10 protein-coding genes are annotated in these 19,442 nt (G+C 48.9%); 4 read left to right on the forward strand and 6 right to left on the reverse strand.

Annotated features, from left to right (window positions below):
- Positions 1-286: 286 nt before the first annotated feature.
- Positions 287-1,111: a phycobilisome rod-core linker polypeptide gene (locus IXB50_RS03195; protein ID WP_215607492.1), complete on the forward strand. Its 825-nt coding sequence runs from the start codon at positions 287-289 to the stop codon at positions 1,109-1,111.
- A gap of 159 nt (positions 1,112-1,270) precedes the next feature.
- On the opposite strand, the gene IXB50_RS03200 is transcribed toward IXB50_RS03195, so the two are convergent.
- Together IXB50_RS03200 and IXB50_RS03205 are read right to left on the reverse strand one after the other, a co-directional pair.
- Positions 1,271-2,284 (reverse strand): SDR family NAD(P)-dependent oxidoreductase, encoded by a 1,014-nt coding sequence (locus IXB50_RS03200; protein ID WP_215607493.1) that lies wholly within the window; start codon positions 2,282-2,284, stop codon positions 1,271-1,273.
- A gap of 404 nt (positions 2,285-2,688) precedes the next feature.
- Positions 2,689-4,269 (reverse strand): cation:proton antiporter, encoded by a 1,581-nt coding sequence (locus tag IXB50_RS03205; RefSeq protein WP_215607616.1) that lies wholly within the window; start codon positions 4,267-4,269, stop codon positions 2,689-2,691.
- Between the two features lie 472 nt (positions 4,270-4,741).
- Here IXB50_RS03205 and IXB50_RS03210 point away from each other — a divergent pair, with 472 nt between their 5' ends.
- From IXB50_RS03210 to IXB50_RS03220, 3 genes are all read left to right on the forward strand, one after another.
- Positions 4,742-7,636, forward strand: a complete 2,895-nt coding sequence (locus IXB50_RS03210) for a DUF4347 domain-containing protein (RefSeq protein WP_215607494.1) — start codon at positions 4,742-4,744, stop codon at positions 7,634-7,636.
- A gap of 195 nt (positions 7,637-7,831) precedes the next feature.
- Complete coding sequence (locus tag IXB50_RS03215) at positions 7,832-9,700, forward strand: hypothetical protein (RefSeq protein ID WP_215607495.1); 1,869 nt, start codon at positions 7,832-7,834, stop codon at positions 9,698-9,700.
- Between the two features lie 112 nt (positions 9,701-9,812).
- The gene (locus tag IXB50_RS03220) at positions 9,813-11,486 is read left to right on the forward strand and encodes a DNA repair helicase XPB (RefSeq protein ID WP_215607496.1); all 1,674 of its coding nucleotides are present in this window, start codon (positions 9,813-9,815) and stop codon (positions 11,484-11,486) included.
- Positions 11,487-12,392: 906 nt separating this feature from the next.
- Here IXB50_RS03220 and amt read toward each other — a convergent pair.
- The 4 genes from amt to IXB50_RS03240 all read right to left on the reverse strand — a co-directional run bounded on the left by amt (position 12,393) and on the right by IXB50_RS03240 (position 19,001).
- Entirely contained in the window at positions 12,393-15,005 is a 2,613-nt protein-coding gene (gene amt, locus IXB50_RS03225) for an ammonium transporter (RefSeq protein ID WP_215607497.1), read from the reverse strand.
- A 286-nt stretch (positions 15,006-15,291) separates the two neighbouring features.
- A complete protein-coding gene (locus IXB50_RS03230) occupies positions 15,292-16,893 on the reverse strand; it encodes a gamma-glutamyltransferase family protein (RefSeq protein WP_215607498.1) in 1,602 nt (533 codons plus the stop codon).
- A gap of 30 nt (positions 16,894-16,923) precedes the next feature.
- The gene (locus tag IXB50_RS21965; protein ID WP_246564060.1) at positions 16,924-17,787 is read right to left on the reverse strand and encodes a hypothetical protein; all 864 of its coding nucleotides are present in this window, start codon (positions 17,785-17,787) and stop codon (positions 16,924-16,926) included.
- Between the two features lie 107 nt (positions 17,788-17,894).
- Positions 17,895-19,001 (reverse strand): nucleoside 2-deoxyribosyltransferase domain-containing protein, encoded by a 1,107-nt coding sequence (locus tag IXB50_RS03240; protein ID WP_215607499.1) that lies wholly within the window; start codon positions 18,999-19,001, stop codon positions 17,895-17,897.
- Positions 19,002-19,442: the final 441 nt, after the last annotated feature.

Raw genomic sequence — 19,442 nt, forward strand, 5'->3', positions numbered from 1 at the left:
AGTTTTCGTTTGTATTTGTCAGTGAGGGTGAGCACTTAGTGACACTATTCATAAAGTAATAATGTCAATATAATGTCAATTATTTTTAGTTAAGTAAAATGCTTATCTCTTTGCTGGCGTTTGATAGTTGGTAGCAATATAGAGTACAGTTTCTTCAGTACAAATCTGATTAGTTTGATCCTGGTAGTCCTAATAACCCCAGGCTTTTCCATGCTGAACCATCCGAACAAATTCAGATTTGACCTCTCTATGTAAGGGGAGTTACAAAATTTAAGGATTAATAAAGATGCTCAAAAGTTTCAATATTGAGAATGCCTTTAATGTTGAGCAGGCAGACTTGGTCATTTCAACTGCTTACAAGCAAGTATTTGGTAATGCCCATCTCATGGAAAGTGAGCGGTTTTTAGAAGCAGAATCAAAACTCCGGAGTGGCCAAATCACCGTCATGGAGTTTATTCGTCAATTAGCTAAGTCAGAGCGTTACCGAGCTTTAGTATTTGAGAAGAATTCAAACCTACGTGCGGTTGAACTCAACTTCAAGCATTTACTGGGTCGTGCACCTGAAAGCTATGCAGAAGTCTCGGAACACGTCGCTCGCTTAGCAGACGAGGGATTTGATGCAGAGATTGATTCTTACATTGACAGTGACGAATACTTAGAAGTCTTTCAAACTGATATCGTTCCCTATTATCGAGGCTATCAAACTCAAGCAGGTCGGAATCTTGTCGGCTATACTCATTCGTTCCAAATCATGCGAGGTGCGTCAAGTAGCGATAAATCAACGCCTGTATCATCTTATCAAAAGTTAGATGAAGGCTTGCTCAACAGTGATGCCATTACGGCATTGCTGGACAGCATGGATGTATCAGAGGTACTACGAAAATTTCCTCAATCTTCCCCTGCTCCGCAATCTCAGGCTCGTAGATATTGGCCCAAAAGAATATGCCCTTCGGCCAATATCTATGAGCCTGAGCAGATCATTCGAAGAGCCTTAAACCTTAACTTCCCCTGTCAGCAACAAGAATCTCCAATGGCTTTAGACGATACGCTAACGATGCCTGCTGTGGATGCTGCTGTTGAGATCATTCGAAAAGCCGTAAACCTTAAGTAATGCAGAAACGTCCTAAAACGCTTTTAGTGTGAGCTGAATTGGGTTGAAGGTTGTGCTCACCTATAACTTGTAATTTGGATTCCTCGAAAGTTTCCAATGGCTCTATCTTGTAGAAGGTGGAGCCATTTTTTTTGACTGTCTGCAAACGATGCTTCTGTACTATGTATCACGCAAGTATCCATTTTGCTGATACCATTGCACCGTATCTTTCACGGTGTCTTTAAAGGGACGATAGGAGGTTTTGAGTCCCTGGGAGGCCTTGCTAGCATCAAACCATTGTCTTGATAACATCACCCTCACCATATCTCCAGGTAAAAAGGGTTTTTGACCTTTGATCCGTCCGATTAGGTTTTGCATAAAGGCCCATAGACGGACGGCAAATCGAGGCAGTTTTTTCTTGGGTACAGGCTGGCCACTGGCTTCGGAAATGTTGCGCATAATCTCACCGACTGAGTAGTATCCGCCAGTTACCAAATAACGTTCATTGGCTTGCCCCGAGTAGACGGCAGAGAGCATAGACATGGCCACATCTCGGGCATCAACAATGGGAAAACCACCACTGGGTATCAATGGAGCCTTACCTTTCATGAAATTTAAAATAAAGCGTCCCATCTCAGTGGGAGCCGCATCATTGGGGCCAATCATGCCCGCTGGCAAAATTAGCACGACGGGTAGTTCGTGGGTTTTGAGAAAACTAGCAATGGCTTCTTCAGCCATCAATTTACTCTTAAAATAAGGGTTTTTGTGGTTGAAATCTTGATATGGAGTGGCTTCGTTACTGGGGGCTCCGCCACGGATAATACCGACACAGCCACAGGCGCTACTGACATAGATCACCTTGGAGACACTTGCTTTTTCGGCTGCTTCGAACAGATGAATCGTGGCATCTACATTAATGGCCTTAAGCTGCTCCCAATGGTTGCCATAGTCGAATGATTCGCGAAAATATGACGCTGTATGAAACAAAACATCACAGCCCTGCAGATACTGCGCAAAGCCACCGACCTCTTGCATATCGCCCTGGACCACCTTTAGGTTTGGATGCTCCCCTAATACCTTGCTGGCTTTGGTCAACTCACGTGTTAGCGCAATAACCTCAAACCCCTGATTTAACAATAGTTGGGTCAGGTTGCTACCGAGCAGTCCGGTACTGCCAGTTACAAACGCTTTCATAAAAACTCCTATATCTGCATAAACTGGCTGGCCATGGGTTGTGCCCTCAGGTCGCACGGTTTGTCGACGGTAAGCTTACCCTGAGTGGGTAACAGTGTAAGGCACTTATATAGCCCAATAGAGTACTTCGCAAGATATTTCCATCACCTTGTACACCAGCACCATATACAAAGTTCAATACCCGTAATCCTGATTCAATATAAATTAAATGATTAAGTTCAACATAAATGATAAACGGCCTCTGATATTTGGCCTAAATATAGGGTTGGTCACATTGGCGAAAACAATTCATATCCTGTGGATGCGTTCAGTTACAACCTCAACGTGACCTACAAACGTCCTATATAGATCAGGACGTTTGCTATATATCATTACAGATGCCCTTTTAACCGGGTGGGTTCCTCCTAATCTGATGACAAGACATCTTGTAATAAGGGTGCGAGTTCATCCTTAATCTGCCCTGCTCGGATAAATTCTGCATAGGTATCGGACTCAATGGCTAATAGTTCTTCCTTGATTTGTTCGGCAGCAAATGCTTGTAGCTCAGGATTACTTGACTGCATTTTCTGCATTTCTTCCTGGAGCTTTTCGACCTGTCCTTCCACCAGGGCCAACTGATAACGGCCAAATTCAGTGTCGACTTCCTGACGTTCTATGAGTTCTTTAACCCGGCTAATCACTCGATTGAGGGCAACGCGTCGGGCAATGCCCTGCATGTATTTTTGCCGGAGAGGCTGATCCCCTAGCAGGTCGAGGGCCTCTAGCAGGGGCTTGGCGGTTAGTCCTTGAACCAGCAACGTAAATAGCATTACCCCAAAGACGGTGGCGATAATTTCTTCTCGCTCAGCCAGAGCCACGGGCACACTCAGGGCCAGGGCCACGGATACGGACCCCCGTAGCCCTCCCCACCACAGTACGGTTTGTCCTTGCCAGCTGATGTCTTCGTTGTCAGGGGTGATCATATTGCTAAAGAAGCTCAGGCCAAAGACACTGATCAGTCGGGCTAGGAGCATGGTTGCAATTGCGATCGCAATAGAGTCCACATAGTTGCCCAAACTACTGAACTGCACCTGGTCTCCAATCAACAAAAACACAATGGAGTTAACAAAGAAGGCCAGAAACTCCCAAAACTCTGATACCACTAGTCGCGTACGAGGATTCATACCGATGCGCGACCCAAAATTGCCTAAAATCAGCGCCGTAGTCACCACCGCAATGACGCCTGATCCCCCCAGTTCCTCCGCCACGATATAGGTGCCATAGGCAGACACTAGCGTTAAAGATTGCTCCACTAGAGGCAGATCAAATCGCTGGGTCAAAAAGGAAATGCCAAATCCGATCAGGGCACCAACACTCACACCAATGCCGGTAAAGACCAAAAACTGAGCAATGGTTACCGACACATCAAACTGATCAATGCCCAGGGCGATCCCCAGGAGCAGGTTAAAGGCAACCACCGCCACCCCATCATTAAAGAGGCTTTCTCCCTCCATCAGCGTGGTCAGTCGTTTATTAACCCCCAGCTCTCGAAATAGAGCCACCACCGAAACCGGGTCAGTGGCTGACAGACTAGCGCCCACCAACAACGCCGTGGCTAGCGAAGCCCCAGCCACATTAGCCAAGCCCCAAAACAATCCCCCGATACAAATCACCACCCCAATGATGGCGTAGAGCACGATGGGGACCCAGTCCTGCTTTAGGTTTTTCCACTTAATATTCCAGGCCGCCTCAAACAGCAGTGGCGGTAAAAATATAAACAGAATTAGCTCAGGTGAAAGGTTGACCAACCGTACATTCAGGACAGCCAAGCCTAAACCCACCAGCAATAGCAATAGCGTATAGGGGATATTGCGTAGCCAGCTGACTACTCGCGATAGGGTAGCTACCCCCAGGGAAACCGATAGCACCAGCAGGAATTGACGCAGATTTTCCTCAATAGCTTCATTTTCGAGCACTAAATCTGCCGCTGTCTCCGCCGTAGCCATGACAGTCTGGGACCCAAGTGAAATGCTATTGAACGCCGTGGCCATGACAGTCTGGGACCCAAGTGAAATGCTATTGAACGCCGTGGTTACGACACCATGAAAATCGAGCAAAACTCTATCTAAAAGCATGACAAACGGATACCGGTGGTCAGGCTACATCATATAGCAATGTCCTCAGTCCTCAGTGCATAAACTCAACCCTATGGAGCAATACTTCCCTTGCAGGCAAATCTGCTGCTAGAGAAGAAGAGATTTTAATAACTCTCTCTGACTAGCCATCAGCCGGTTGGCCAATGTAGCCAATGTGCCAGACGCTGGTGCCAGACACGATAAACCTTGTGAGTCTCATAAAGCTGCGTAAACGTTTGGTGTTATTTGCCTGACAACTGGATCAGCATACTGATGCTGATCGAAGCAGCTGGACATGTTGATAAGGAAAAGACTCATTCCTGACCAGTTTATAAAAGCTCCTATGACATCTTCTATGCACACTGCTAAGTCTGATGCTCGTCAGCCTCTGGGACAGCGGGTCCAGATTGACGAAACAGCCCTTGCCATTTTTGACAGTCGTGTGAATGATTTGCCCCTGTTGTTGGCAGGTCTACGACCGGGAGTGAGCGCCCATGTTCTCGATCCAGATCGCGATGGCATAGAACAGATTAGTGAGCTGATCCAACATCGACCAACTGCATCGCTGACCCTAGTGGCTCACGGTGCTCCGGGAGAGTTGCAGCTGGGTTCCGGCCATCTAGAACTAGGGAATTTAGAACAGTATTCTCACCATCTACGTAACTGGTTTAGGACGGCAGAGGCCTCCCAATTAACGTTGTTGGCCTGTCATGTGGCAGCCGGTGATGCGGGCATGGAGTTTGTGGAGGAGCTGTCAGCGCTGACAGGTACAGCTGTGACAGCTGCGGCCACAGCTGTGGGCAATGGCCAATGGCCCCCTGTCGCCGCTCAAACATTTCGACGCACTGTGCTGGAGCAGTACACCGCCACATTGATACTGACATTTAAAGAAGAGATTAAAGATGGCACCCTTGATGGGGGGAGTGAGGCTGCCAATCGGTTGTTTGGCACGTCGGGGGTGACGGTGAGCCCCGATGGTACCCAGGTGTTTGTCACCAGTGCTGTTGATGCGGCTTTAACGGTATTCAATCGCGATCAATTTGGCAATTTAACCTTTCACCAAGTGATTCGAGACAGCTTTGAGGTGGACGAGTTGCTGGGGGCATTTGGGGTGACGGTGAGTCCCGATGGTGGCCAGGTATTTGTCGCCAGTGTAGGCGATCATTCCTTGACGGTGTTTAGTCGGGATGAGACGGGCACCTTAACCCAGCAACAACTGCTGAGAGATGGTCGGGGCGAGATTGAACAGCTGAATGGGGCGATTGATGTTGCGATCACACCCGATGGCCAACAGGTCTTTGTCGTTAGCCTGGTAGACTCCGCCATCACGGTACTCGACCGCGATGCCTCTGGCAATTTAACCTTTCGACGCACCTTCACCGATGGCCTCGGCGGGGCCGATCAGCTAGCGGGCGCTGCAGGCGTCGCCGTCAGCCCTGACGGCACCCAGGTGTTTGTCACCAGCCATGTGGATGGCGCGATCACTGTATTTGACCGCGACCCCTCCGGCAATTTGACCTTTCGGCAAGCGATTAAAGATGGTACCGGCGACGTCCAGTCACTATTTGGAGCCTCAGGTGTGGTCGTTAGCCCCGACGGCAACCAGGTCTATGTAGCCAGCGCCACAGATGCCTCCCTGACGGTATTCGATCGGGATGCAGCGGGAGCCCTAACCTTTGCCCAAGTCATTCAAGATGGCGACGAAGGGGCTCAGCTGTTTGGCGGAGCCAGCGACCTGTTTGCAGGCACGGGCGTTGCAAATATTCCGACCATTAACGGCTTTAGCGGCGTCACCGTTAGTCCCGACGGCAATCAGGTGTTTGTCACCAGCTTTGCGGACAATGCCATCACCGTATTTGACCGTGATGCCGTTGGACGATTGACCCTTAATCAAGTGATTCAGGACCAAGATGGCCTCAACGGTGCCGACGAGCTGGCCGGGGCCGTTGGTGTGGCTGTCAGTCCTGACGATGATCAGGTATTTGTCGCCAGTATTACTGACTCTGCTTTGACAGTCTTTGATCGAGACCTCGCCCCTAACCTACTCAGTATTACTCGGCAAACTCCGGTCACCACCACTACCGATGCCGACAGTCTAGTCTTTCGCATTACCTTTGACGAGAGTATCCAAGCGATTGATGTGGCCGATTTTAGCGTCACAGGCGGTACTACAGCCACTGTTACCGAGGTGAGGGCCGTAAGCCCTACTGAGTACGACATCACTGTCTCTGGGGGAGACTTGGCCAGCTTCAACGGTACCGTTGGTCTTGATCTGGCCGCCAATCAAGACATTACAGATCCCATAGGCAATAATCTACCCACAGAAGAACCTGCTACGGATGAGACCTATACCCTCACCAATGACGGCACCACGAATCCCACATCCCCCGCTAAACTGACTCCCGTATCTGGTCTAGAAATCACGGGTCTAGGTGATGCCAATACGGTCCGTCTACTGGTAGACCAGGTAACTATTGATCAGATTGGTGAGATTCTCGTCTTTAGTGTTGACTCGACCAGTCGTACTCAGATTGCCAGCTTCTCCATTCTTGAAGGGGGACAGCTGCCTGACTCCTACGCTCCCACCTTTAGCATTGATAACGGCCAGGTTACTGAGGGACAGTTTTTAGAGTTTGAGTTGGTGGTCAATGGAGTAACGCGTTTGGCCACAGCCACGGCGATTAGTGAGACTCAAATCTCCCTCGATTTTGGTGACGGTACTCAATTAACTGCAGAAACATTTACCCAAACGTCGACCACAAATCTCTTGGTGGGGGATGCCACCGCCATTGACCTCAGTGGCCAAACTGGTATCGTCAATGTTGAGTTTACGGTGTACCGTGAAGCATCCAGGGCGAATACGGTTGGTTTTTACTCAACTGACTTTGCCGATGGGAGCATTCGTGATGCCCTCACAGGCAACATGCTACGTCCTGGTGATGCGGGCTATAAGGATGCGGCCTTAGCTAATCAGATCGATGTGCAACTGTCTGGAGAGAATGGCCAGGCAAGAACATTTTCTGCTGGTCTTACCGGTGGGGGGTTCTTAGGGATCTTTCTGGTGGCTGATGGGAGTAACCCAGCGACGGGAGAGGTGTTCTTTAGCCATGCTGGGGCTAATGGTAACAGCCATGATCATGCCAGGCTATTGGGTGACAATGCCTTTGGCTTTGAGGATTTGAACGGTCTTGGGGATCAGGACTTTAATGATACAGTTGTTCAGTTTTCTATTGTCTAATCATCAATATTAATGGCTGGAATTGGCATTTGGCATTGGGTAGTGGGTTATTTTTAGTGGTTTTAATACATTTGAGTGATTTACGTTCTGTATCTTCATTTTGGGAAGGAGTATGGGGTGGTCAGATAGATGGACCGCTAACATACTATAGTGACGGCTGCATTGGCCGTTACTGCATGTCCAACCTGTTGACCCATGGCAAGAACCTCAGACATATCCCTGCTAACCACCGTAGACGAAGGGTTATCCTTTGTCACAGTGGACCAACTCAAAAAACTGCTGCCCCTCTTGCCCAAGTCCGTTAAAGCCACCCGCAAAGCAGACCTAGTTGCCGCGATTGCAACCCAACTAACCGGCAAATCCCTCAAAAAACTATGGCAAGGCCTGGACGAAATCCAACAGGCCGTCGTCGCAGAAGCCGTGCATGTCACCAACGGCACCTATGCAGCTGGGCCATTTATCGCCAAATATGGCCAAAAACCCAGCTGGGGTACCTATGGCTCCTACAGCTATCGAGCAGAACCGTCGCTATTACAGCTATTTTTCCTACCGACAGGGACCTATGGCAGTGGTCTCCATATGCCCATCACTATGCAGCTTGAACTGCAAGCCTACGTACCAGAACCAAAACCATTAGCCTTAAATACTCTGGAGCATCCCCCCAGTGGTTTCAAGGTCGTTGACAACTACTACGATTATAAAAATCGTCGCCCGGTCTCCCAGGAAAGAGACGTGGAAGTCCGCCTGTGTGAAACAGAACGGCTGGCCCAACAAGACTTACAAGCCGTACTGCGATTAGTAAACCTGGGTAAGGTCAGCGTCAGCGACAAAACCCTGATGCCCACCAAGGCCACCCTAAAAGCCATGGCTAGTGTAATCCAGGGAGAAGACTACTACACCGAAGCCGATGCAGAACCCGATCTGGATTACCTAGACCCCATTGGCACCATTAAACCCCTGGCCTGGACGATGCTGCTACAGGCATCAGGCTTGACCATCCTGGAAGGCAAAAAACTCAAGCTCAGCAAGGCAGGCCAAAAGGCCCTGACAGCGTCTCCTGAAAAGACATTGAAAACCCTATGGAAGAAATGGCTTAAAACCACCATCCTGGATGAGCTGCGGCGGGTAGACAACATTAAAGGCCAAACGGGTAAAGGTAAACGAGGTCTAACGGCAGTGGCGGGACGGCGCAGTGTGATTGTCCAAGGGTTAATGGATTGCCCGGTGGGAAAATGGGTGACCTATGACGATCTACAAGACTATCTGGTGGCCAGCAGCCAAACATTTGAGGTGAGTCGTTACCCTGAGCATCTATACATTAGCGACTCAAACTATGGCCGCCTATACGATGCGGGTGGGTACTGGAGCATTTTGGAAACAGTCTACACACGCTGTTTTTTGTTTGAGTATGTGGCCACGCTGGGATTGGTGGACATTGCCTATGTGCCGCCCTCCGATGCTCCTCAGGATGAGTTGAGTAATTTTTGGGGAGGGGATGATCTCAGTTTTTTAAGTCGATACGATGGATTGCTAGCGCTACGGCTGACGCCCTTGGGGGCATTTTGTCTGGGTCTGACGACGGACTACACGGCTCCAGAATTGACCACCGATACAACACTGCGGGTCTTACCCAATCTGGATATTGTGCTGACGGGACAACCGCTACAGCCGACCGAGTCGATGATCATGGATACGTTCACCCAACAAACGTCAGATGCGGTTTGGAAGCTGGACCGGGAGACGGCGCTAAAGGCGGCAGCCGACGGGCATTCCCTGACAGAATTTCAAACCTTTTTAACGGAGGCCAGCGCTGATGGACTACCGAATACGGTGCAACAGTTTTTTGAGGATTGTCTAGAGCGGACCACGAGTGTGCAAGATCGGGGTTTGGCACGATTGATCGAGTGTAAGGATAAGACCCTGGCTGCCTTAATTGCCAATGACTCGCGGACGAAAAAGTTTTGTTATTTGGCGGGGGACTGTCACCTGGTGGTACCGACGGAGAAGGAGACGAGATTTCGGACGGCGTTGCGGAAGGTGGGGTATACGTTGCCGTTGGGGTGAGGTGGAGAAAGGATGAAGGATGAAGGATGAAGGCGGAATTTAATTCATCGTTCCTCGTTCCTAATTCATCGTTTATAGAGGAGACAAGGAGATAGGGTGAACGGGAGATGGGATGAGCTATTCGCCTGATAATGCGTTAATTATTCAAAGCGATCGCACCGTTCTGCTAGATGTGCATGCGGCTAATGCGGAGCAGGCTCAAGTTGCGATCGCACCCTTTGCTGAACTGGTCAAAAGTCCTGAACATATTCACACTTATCAACTCAGTCCGCTAAGCATTTGGAATGCACGGGCAGCGGGTATGGCCGTAACCGATATGGTGGCGGCCCTGGAGGAAAATGCCAAGTATCCCATGCCGGAGTCCGTGGCTCAGGAACTGGAGACCATGGGGCAGCGCTATGGGTTGGCAGTGCTGCGACAGCATCGAGAGCAGGGACTGGTATTGATGGTGGTGGATGAGGCCCTGGCAGAACAACTGCAGCGTCATGAACAGGTGGGTCCGCTATTGGGTGAACGGTTTTCGGGGATTGAGTTTGCGATCGCCCTAGCCCATCGCGGTAGTCTCAAGCAGGCTCTACTGGCAGCTGGTTACCCGGCAGAAGACCTGGCTGGGTATGTGACCGGTGATGCCCTTACCCTGTCCCTGAGAGAAAAAACTCTCTCCGGTCAGCCGTTTAGTTTACGATCTTATCAACAAAAAGCAGCTGATCTATTTTATCAGTCGGGCCATGCCAAGGGTGGCAGCGGTGTGATCGTCTTACCCTGTGGTGCTGGTAAAACCATGGTAGGTATGGCAACCATGGCAGAGATCCAACAACACACCCTGATTCTCACCAGTAATCTCACATCGGTGCGCCAATGGCGACGGGAACTGTTGGATAAAACCAGCCTAACGGAGGACCATATCGCCGAATATAGCGGTGACCGGAAGGCAACGGGACCAGTTACCTTAGCCACTTACCAAATTCTCACCTACCGTGCCCATAAGGACGAAGAGTTTCGCCATTTGGGTCTATTTGATCAGCAGGACTGGGGATTGATTATCTACGATGAGGTGCACCTGCTACCGGCCCCTGTTTTTCGGATTACTGCCACCCTTCAGGCCCGTCGGCGTTTAGGTCTGACCGCCACTCTGATTCGAGAAGATGGCCATGAAGGAGACGTGTTTTCTCTGATTGGTCCCAAACGCTACGATGTGCCCTGGCGCGATCTGGAAACTCAGGGCTTTATTGCCACAGCCCACTGTACTGAGATTCGAATTCCTCAGCCGGAGGATTGGCAGATGGACTATGCCATGGCTCCTAGACGGCAACAGTTTCGCATTGCTGCGGAAAATCCACGTAAGTTGGAGGTGGTCAAGACTCTCCTGGAAAAAGAGGCGGGTCATCGGATTCTGATTATTGGTGAGTATATTAGTCAGCTTAAATCCATTGCTGCCCTGGTAGATTTTCCCTTGATTACGGGTACAACCAGTCAAGCAGATCGGGAGAAAATCTATGGTGCTTTTCGCCAGGGAGATGTTTCTGGCCTGGTGCTATCGCGGGTGGGAAATTTTGCCCTGGATCTACCCGATGCAGATGTGTTGATCCAGGTATCGGGTAAATATGGCTCACGCCAGGAAGAAGCGCAGCGCTTGGGGCGGATACTCCGCCCTAAACAGACAGGCAACAATGCTCAGTTTTATACGCTGGTATCGTCACGCACCTGTGAAGAAGACTTTGCTCAACATCGACAGTTGTTTTTGACTGAACAAGGTTATCGCTATCAGATTGAGGTTCTCACATAAGTAGGTCAGCATAATCTTTTATAAAATACGAATAAACTGTTTAACCTCTTAGGATATGCCCCCAAACCCCCAATTTGCCTACTTTGGAAGACTTAGTTGCTTCCATTGAAGGGTGCCTCGGTATATGGAGCCTAATTTGGATAACCTACTTAAAAGCGGTTTTATCCATGGGGATCAAACTCTCATGCCCTCGTGGAGGAAGGGATAACTTTTTTCTCTCCAGGGAGGGGCGATGGGGTGGGTTGGCTGATAGTGTTACTTCAAGCTTACTGGTTAATAGCGAGGTGGGTTGCTCAGGGCTTTCCTCCCCGAACCCCTCCTGTTCGTGGGGGCCTTAACGCCCCCACACCCCCTGCAAAAATTGGTGTCTTATCCCTTTTAGGCGATTTTAGGTGCTCGGTGGGGCGGTTACGCTGCTCCGCGTTCGCTCCACACCGTAAAAGGGAAGTGATCTCATTGCCCTTTTACTAAGTCTCTCCAGAAAGAATTACCTACCTGAGAATCGAGTACTGATGCTTTTTTAATTTTCTGTGACACGTCACAGAAAATTAAAACTCACGTCACCGACCACCTCCTCTTCACGCCATTTGAGATAACGTTACTATTTTTATGAGGGTTGTAGGGCGGCATCCCGCCCTGCCCATGGGAAACCCCATTATGCCTCACCTTCAGAACCTGAATGCTTCCGGAAAGGGAACTCGAAGGGACCCCAAGCAACACCTTTAAACTCCTCTCCGACCCTACCAAGCAAGAAAACCCCAACCAATCCTTCTCACCATTACCCACGCCTCTGAACCACCACAAAACTATTGACACACCATCGAAACCCCTTGCACAAGAGGCTGGCCGAAGTATGGCTCAAAATAATTGCACTAGTGGTCGGCGAGGTATTGCTGGGCATTCGGTCTAAACAGTTGAAGCAGGCAACGGAATCTCGATGACAAAGGTGGTTTCCTTTCCTGTTGTGGTATAAATCTTACCGTGATGCTGTTTGACGATAATTTGATGGGTTGTCGCTAGACTTAAGCCAGTCCCTTCACCGACGGGTTTGGTGGTAAAAAATGGGTTAAAGATATTGGATTTAATTTCTGGAGGAATGCCTGGTCCGTTGTTCTTTATAGTAATGGTGACAATTTGATCGGTAGCGTGGGTTGCGATCGCAATTTTAGGTTGCTCACAGGCATGCATCGTTACGGCATCCACCGCATTGGTCAAAACATTGAGAAATGCTTGGTTTAAACTTCTGGCATAGCATGGCACTTTAGGTAGTTGTCCATAGTGGCGTTCGATGACAACGGGGGTATGGGCTGAGTCCAGGCGATGGGTTAAAAGCAGTAGTGCATTTTCTAACCCCACATGGAGATCGACTGCTTTAAGATCTGCTTTGTCTTGATGTGCAAAGGTTTGCAGTGATTTGATAATGCTACCAATACGTTCTGCACCAACTTGCATAGAATCAATTAGCTTTGGAAAATCATCTAGCAAAAAATCGATTTCTTGATCGTCAATAACAGATTGAGTCTGTAGTTGAGCCTGGGCCTGGGGCGGTAAAGTTTGGTATCCCTGGCGATAAAGGGACACCAACTGGATCAAGTTCTGAGCATAGTCAGCGGCATGGGATAGATTACCCTGAATGAAGGTCGCCGGATTATTAATCTCGTGGGCCATGCCAGCGACCAATTGCCCCAAGCCTGCCATTTTCTCACTATGTACTAACTGGGCCTGGGTTTGTTTCAGTGTATTGAGGGTTTTAGTTAGTTCGATAGTCTTATTGCGTTCGCGTTGTTCAGAACGGCGTAGTTCAGCCTCGGCTACCTTTCGTGCTGTGATGTCACGAATCATGATGGTATAAAAAAGATCGTCAAAAACCTGTGTCTGGGTAACGGTTATTTCAAGGGGAAATAAATGCCCTTCAATATGTCTTCCTAAGATTTCATGGGGTTGTTGACTTTCGCTAGTTAGCTTCAGTAAACGTTTGAGACAGATTACTTTATTGTTCCAGTCACAGTTTTCCAAATAGATAAAGTGTGAAAAATTGTGTCCGACCATCTCTGACTTGGAGTTGCCAAAGATGCGCTCAACTGAAGGGTTTGTGGTTTGAATCAGGAGCTGATCAACAGAAACTGATAAAATCCCTTCACCCGCTGTTTCAAAAATTGCTTCTGTTTTTTCAACTGCTTTTTCTAATGTTGTGATTACCTGAAAATACCATTGGGACAATTGCCCTTCTTCATAAAAGGTATCGACCGGTATGCGCCGTGTTCGTTTACCGGTGCGGGCATGGTGACTGATGGTGGTGTAAAAATCTTGCAATGGGTTTCTGGCCTGATGTTCAGTGATATTAAGTCCCACATACTCTTGCCGAGGCGTAACCCTGAGGGCAAAGCAACGATCCAGAAGTACCAGGGCCAATAGTGTTGCTGTAAAGCTCCAGAGGCCACAGGTCAGAATGCCAGAGGCTTGAACTTTAAGCTGTGCTAGCGGGCTAAGACCTGTGTTGAGAATTGCCGGATCTGCAAAAATAGCAACGGCTAAGGTGCCCCATATGCCGGCCCCTAGATGCACGGGAATTGCACCAACGGCGTCATCAATATGCCAGTGCTCCATTAGGTTAGTTAGCCATAACATGCACAAGCTGCCGATGCCGCCAATCAGGAGGGATTCAGCTGTGGATACAGCGTGACAGTTGGCTGTAATTGCGACTAGCCCTGCCAGGGCTCCGTTCATGGTTGTGCTAACGGTCAGGGTTTTTTGGCGAATGAGAGCTATGAGTATTGGGGTAACGATGCCAGCAGCCCCGGCTAATAGGGTATGGGTCAAAATGTTGGGAACATTATCATTCAACGCCAAGGCGCTGCCCCCATTGAAGCCGAACCAGCCAAACCAGAGCAGCATTGTGCCGAGAAATGAAAGGGGAAAGTCGGAGCCTGAGATACTCTGGTGCGATCGCTTTTTCGAAAACCGGCCTAAACGGGGACCAATAAATAAAATAGTTGCCAGGGCACTCCACCCCCCTACACTGTGCACCACGGTGGAACCTGCAAAATCAACAAAGCCTTGCTGTCCTAGCCATCCCAGCATTTCCCCCTGAAACAATCCATTCCAGCTCCAGTGGCCAAATAGGGGATAGATCAGACCTGAAATAATTACGGAGATAGCAACGTAACCTTTGAAACTGATCCGTTCAGCGGCTGCTCCCGACAAAATGGTTACGGCTGTGCTACAAAACATGGCCTGGAAGAGGAAAAATGCATTAAACCAGGCAGATAATTGTTCTAGGGGTGGCCAGTAACTATTGTTACCTAACCATCCACCGTAGGATTGGCCAAACATAAGACCATAACCAATGGTCCAGAAAATGAGGACTGAGACACTGAGATCAGCAATATTTTTAATAACAACATTAATGCTATTTTTACGACGAGTTGCCCCGGCTTCTAGACATAGAAACCCTGCTTGCATTAAAAAAACCAGGCCAGCGCTGCACACCAGCCACAATATGTCTATTTTGCCGTGCATTTAATCAGTCAATAGAGAAATATAGCTTTGGTTGATTTGAGCAGATGCAACGTTTGGGAATAGTGAGTGTCGGAGGCAAATGCATATTGGGTTGGATTGCAATATGACTTGCATCTATTCTATCTGTGATTTACATCAATATACTGTATGCAAATTCTACGCTAAGTGCTCAAATGCCGATAGTCTAGCGAAACTTGAGCACATAAATTTCAGTAATTTAACTTCAGTAGTGTAAATTTTGGCACTACCCGTTCTACTCCGGCTCACAAAAACCACAAAACAAAATTTACAAAACAATGGCTATTCCATCTGCTCGCGGCTCCGATCCCGCCACCAGCACCCCATTCTCCAACCGCAAAATCACCTGCCCCTTCCCAAACATCCCCGGCTCCGCTACAACCTGCACAGCATGACCAAGATCACTTAACCCCAACACCACATGTCGCGGTACTGTCTGTTCCAAAAACACCCGATTACCCTGATCAAACCGCCAGCGGGGCGCATCCAAAGCCGCCTGCGGATTTAACCCATGGTCCACCAAATTCGAAACTACCTGCAAATGCCCCTGGGGCTGCATCGACGCCCCCATCACCCCAAACGGCCCTAACGGTTGTCCATCACGACTCAAAAAGCCAGGAATAATCGTATGGAAGGGACGTTTCCCAGGCGCGATCGCATTCGGATGTTCCGCATCTACCACAAACCCAGCCCCCCGATTTTGCACCGCGATCCCCGTACCCGGAATCACAATCCCACTGCCAAACCCCATAAAATTTGACTGAATAAACGACACCATCAGCTGATCATCCGCTGCCGCCAAATACACCGTACCCCCCTTGGGTAATCCTGGCTCAGCCAACGGCATAGCGCGATCGCCAATCAGCTCCCGACGACGGGCCCCATAGGTCTTATCCAACAACTCCGCCGTCGTTACATCCATCGTTCTCGGATCTGCCACATACCGATGGGCATCCGCAAATGCCAACTTCATCGCCTCAATCTGTTGGTGATAATTAGCCACTGAGTCCCTGGGTTGGGCTGTCAGGTCGAATCCCTCAACTATATTCAGGGCCATTAAGGCCGCAATCCCTTGACCATTGGGCGGCAGCTCCGATACCGTCATCCCCCTATAGGTGGTGGAAATTGGCGTCACCCACTCTGCTTGATGGCGTTGCAAATCATCCAGCGTAAATACACCACCAGTTTTCTCTGAAAAGGCAACAAATTGTTCCGCTAATTTACCTTGATAAAAACTCTCTCCTTCTGTTGCCGCTAATTCTCGCAGGGTGGCTGCCTGGTCTGGACAGCGCCAGATTTCGCCAGCCCGAGGAGCCCGATTACCTGGAAAGAATACTTCTAGAAAGGGTTGGTGTAACTCACCGGTTAACGACGAGTAGTTTTTTACCTGCTGCTGCCAGCTACGGGCCGTAATGGGTGAGACCGGAAAGCCATCTTCTGCGTGACGAATGGCCGGTTCAAATAAGCGTTCAAAGGGTAGTTGCCCCCAGCGTCTCCATAGGGTTTGCCAGGCCGAAACAGCCCCTGGTACCGTGGCTGCTAACCAACCGTGCAAGGGTAGTTGCGCCATGGTTGCCCACAGGTCTGGTGAGAGGGCCTGGGGACTTTTGCCCGATGCATTCAGGCCGTGGAGTTTGTCGTCCCATACCAATGCAAAGGCATCTGAACCCAAGCCGTTGGAGGTGGGTTCAACGATGGTGAGATCAATGGCCATTGCGATCGCAGCATCCACAGCATTGCCACCTGCTAGCAAAATTTCTGCTCCCGTTGTTGTTGCTAGCGGCTGAGAAGTTGCCACAGCTCCCCGTTTTCCCAGCATGACAGGACGAGAGGATGGGTAGGGATAGGACGTAAGATTCAAGGGTTGCATGGTTGGGAGTAAACGTCTTTTTAGTGAGGGCTAGTCCTGGGCTTGAGTCTCAGTACTCAGCAACGGGACCCCCGCAATCCTGGCTAAGGCATTGGCGAATTTAGTTAATTCTTGGTTGAGTTGCCTTAACTCTTGACGCATTTGGCTGGCCTCAGGCCATTGGTCCTCATGTTCCTTAGCACTTCGCCCCTCTGGACACTTGGCTTCCCAAGCTCTCAATTTTGGGTGCCATGTAGCTGTAAACGGGCGGATGCCTTCATTCAAGAAAGTAATTGCGATATCACCCACCGACTTTTTTGGCGATGCTCCCACATCAGGCCCGGCATCCTTCAGTATCCCCCTGGTAAGTCCAAATAATGCATACAGAGAATCCAATGCTTCACGCAGCAGTCCTTGATCATCATCCAGTTGTTGAGTCACGATTCGTGTTCTCATCTCAACATAAAGTTTCCAGGCTGCATTTCGTGCGCTTTGAACTGTTTCAAACTCAACCTCACCGACCCAAGGCACTTTTGCTTTGACGGTCTTAACTTTTAGAATATTTCTCTTGGCAAACAGGAAAGCGCCAGCACCTATGGCCAGGAGCGCTAATAGTCCGATAACAGTTTGACGCGTCTGTGTCTGTTGCTGATTCTGTTTGGCTTGACGACTAAAGGCCTCATCATAAATGCTCCTGATATCTTGAGCCGTCAACCCTACTGAGTTATTCTCATATAGTTGAATGACAAACTGACTCCTTCGATCAATGTTGTTGTTAGCATCACTTTTTGCTAACAATGTCAGTTCCTCAACGATGGGGTTACTTGTGTCGATCGCCGTTGACTGACCATAGCTGGGTGAAGCCCCTAGCATTAAAAGCAGAACCAGTAGTTTAATCGAGAATAACTTAACCATGTGTTTCTTGATAAGCTAATTTATCCATAACAACAGAGCTGACTTAGAGATTTTCTGGAATGATATCGGATTAATGACGTCGGTCCGAGATTGATTAGTTGTGTAACTCATCGACTACAATCTATTAACGAAATTTGACCTAACGTCACATAATCGACTAAGTTTTCCTCTATGATTTGCTGTCTGGTCTTTACATATAAGTACGTTTGCTCAGTTTCAGCACGATTACCATGCATTTGTCCCTGTTTGGCGGCAAGGTCATCTATTTCGGAGGAGTCAAGCTCCACCGCCAATAATAAGGCTTTACTCGCCACTAGAGTTGCAGCGAGCTGATGCTCTCCTACAATGCGAAATCGCTCCCGAGAAATCGAAATCCCAGTTTCTTCTTTTAGCTCCTTCATCGCTAGAGATAAGGGATCGATACCAGGCTTAAAGGAAGATCCCCCTGGCAGTTCAAATACAAACCCTTGTTCGTTTATAACGGGTGTTCTGTATTCTTTGACTAAAATAAAACGATCTTGTGCTCTGGTTGTGCCTGCACAATAGGCGCATACCGTTGCCACGCTAGGTCTGATAATGACAGTTTCGTTTGATTTGATTCGATTTTCTCCCTTGACGCGCATCGCAACATGGATAGCCAACAACAGTGGAAAGGACTTGTTGGGACCCACTCGCAGCACCCATTCTATATTGGGTATGTCCTCAAGGATATGGCCTGCTGAGGTTTGTGATTGATACCATCGTTGCAAATGTTCCGTGCGCCAGATGTCTAATGGAATGAGACACTCAGCAGCGGCTCTTTGAGCACCGGTTCCTAATCGTTGGCAAGCTGTTTTCAGGGTTGCTTCCAGGGTGTTATGGGTGGCTATGTTATATTGTCGAGCTAACGTTTCGATGTAACGCGTTTTGTAAGCGCCTGCGGGTATTCCCAGGATGACTTTACCGCTGTGGATCTGGAGCCCAAGTTCAACTCGCGTAGTATTCGCGGGCATCGTGTCTTTCTCTGCTGGAATCCAAAATAGAATGACATCGGAGTGCCGCATGGCGTCTAGCTCCCAGGTCATTTGCTGATCGTAGTCACTCCGGCGCTGGCCATCCTGAGCTTCTGGAATGAAGACGACGCCATCATAGCCAAGCGAGGTCAGAATATCTAAGGCTTGCGGTCTCCAGGAAGAGATTTTGGCATCACGGGGGGTGGGACCCGCTAAGTACAAAGATTTATGAAATTTATTTGGGAATGGTTGACAGGCATATACTGATTTCATTACCAGCTGCAGAATCTATAGTGCAAAACTAGAAGCGGATGGGCCAATACTAGCAAGCTACAGTGGAACAGGCCCTGGGAATAACGCTGCAATAGCGATCGCAGCCAGATCTCCAAAATCATGGATACAAGCAAGGCTTAAGACTTGCTCACAATCCTCCATATATTGGTTGCTTAAGCTACACTTCAGAAGTGATTTTCGCTCGCTAGTGATCAATGCTTTGCAGTGTCAGTCATGCCTATTTTTATAAATGTTTGTTTGAATTAGTTTTTATCTGTGCACTTTGACGATATGTCGTTTGATATTAGCCCCTACCGATTTCAAAATTAGCCGTTATCCATAGGCCATATCATCGAGAGTTTAAAGCCTTAAAGACGTGTTAACCGCAAC

It is taken from the genome of Leptothoe spongobia TAU-MAC 1115, from assembly GCF_018739885.1.
GTDB lineage: Bacteria > Cyanobacteriota > Cyanobacteriia > Phormidesmidales > Phormidesmidaceae > Leptothoe > Leptothoe spongobia.

Excerpts from the sequence above, each read along its gene's own strand:
- IXB50_RS03195 (WP_215607492.1), top strand. The coding sequence starts at position 287 with ATGCTCAAAAGTTTCAATATTGAGAATGCCTTTAATGTTGAGCAGGCA.
- IXB50_RS03200 (WP_215607493.1), bottom strand. The coding sequence starts at position 2,284 with ATGAAAGCGTTTGTAACTGGCAGTACCGGACTGCTCGGTAGCAACCTG.
- IXB50_RS03205 (WP_215607616.1), bottom strand. The coding sequence starts at position 4,269 with ATGGCTACGGCGGAGACAGCGGCAGATTTAGTGCTCGAAAATGAAGCT.
- IXB50_RS03210 (WP_215607494.1), top strand. The coding sequence starts at position 4,742 with ATGACATCTTCTATGCACACTGCTAAGTCTGATGCTCGTCAGCCTCTG.
- IXB50_RS03215 (WP_215607495.1), top strand. The coding sequence starts at position 7,832 with ATGGCAAGAACCTCAGACATATCCCTGCTAACCACCGTAGACGAAGGG.
- IXB50_RS03220 (WP_215607496.1), top strand. The coding sequence starts at position 9,813 with ATGAGCTATTCGCCTGATAATGCGTTAATTATTCAAAGCGATCGCACC.
- amt (WP_215607497.1), bottom strand. The coding sequence starts at position 15,005 with ATGCACGGCAAAATAGACATATTGTGGCTGGTGTGCAGCGCTGGCCTG.
- IXB50_RS03230 (WP_215607498.1), bottom strand. The coding sequence starts at position 16,893 with ATGCAACCCTTGAATCTTACGTCCTATCCCTACCCATCCTCTCGTCCT.
- IXB50_RS21965 (WP_246564060.1), bottom strand. The coding sequence starts at position 17,787 with ATGGTTAAGTTATTCTCGATTAAACTACTGGTTCTGCTTTTAATGCTA.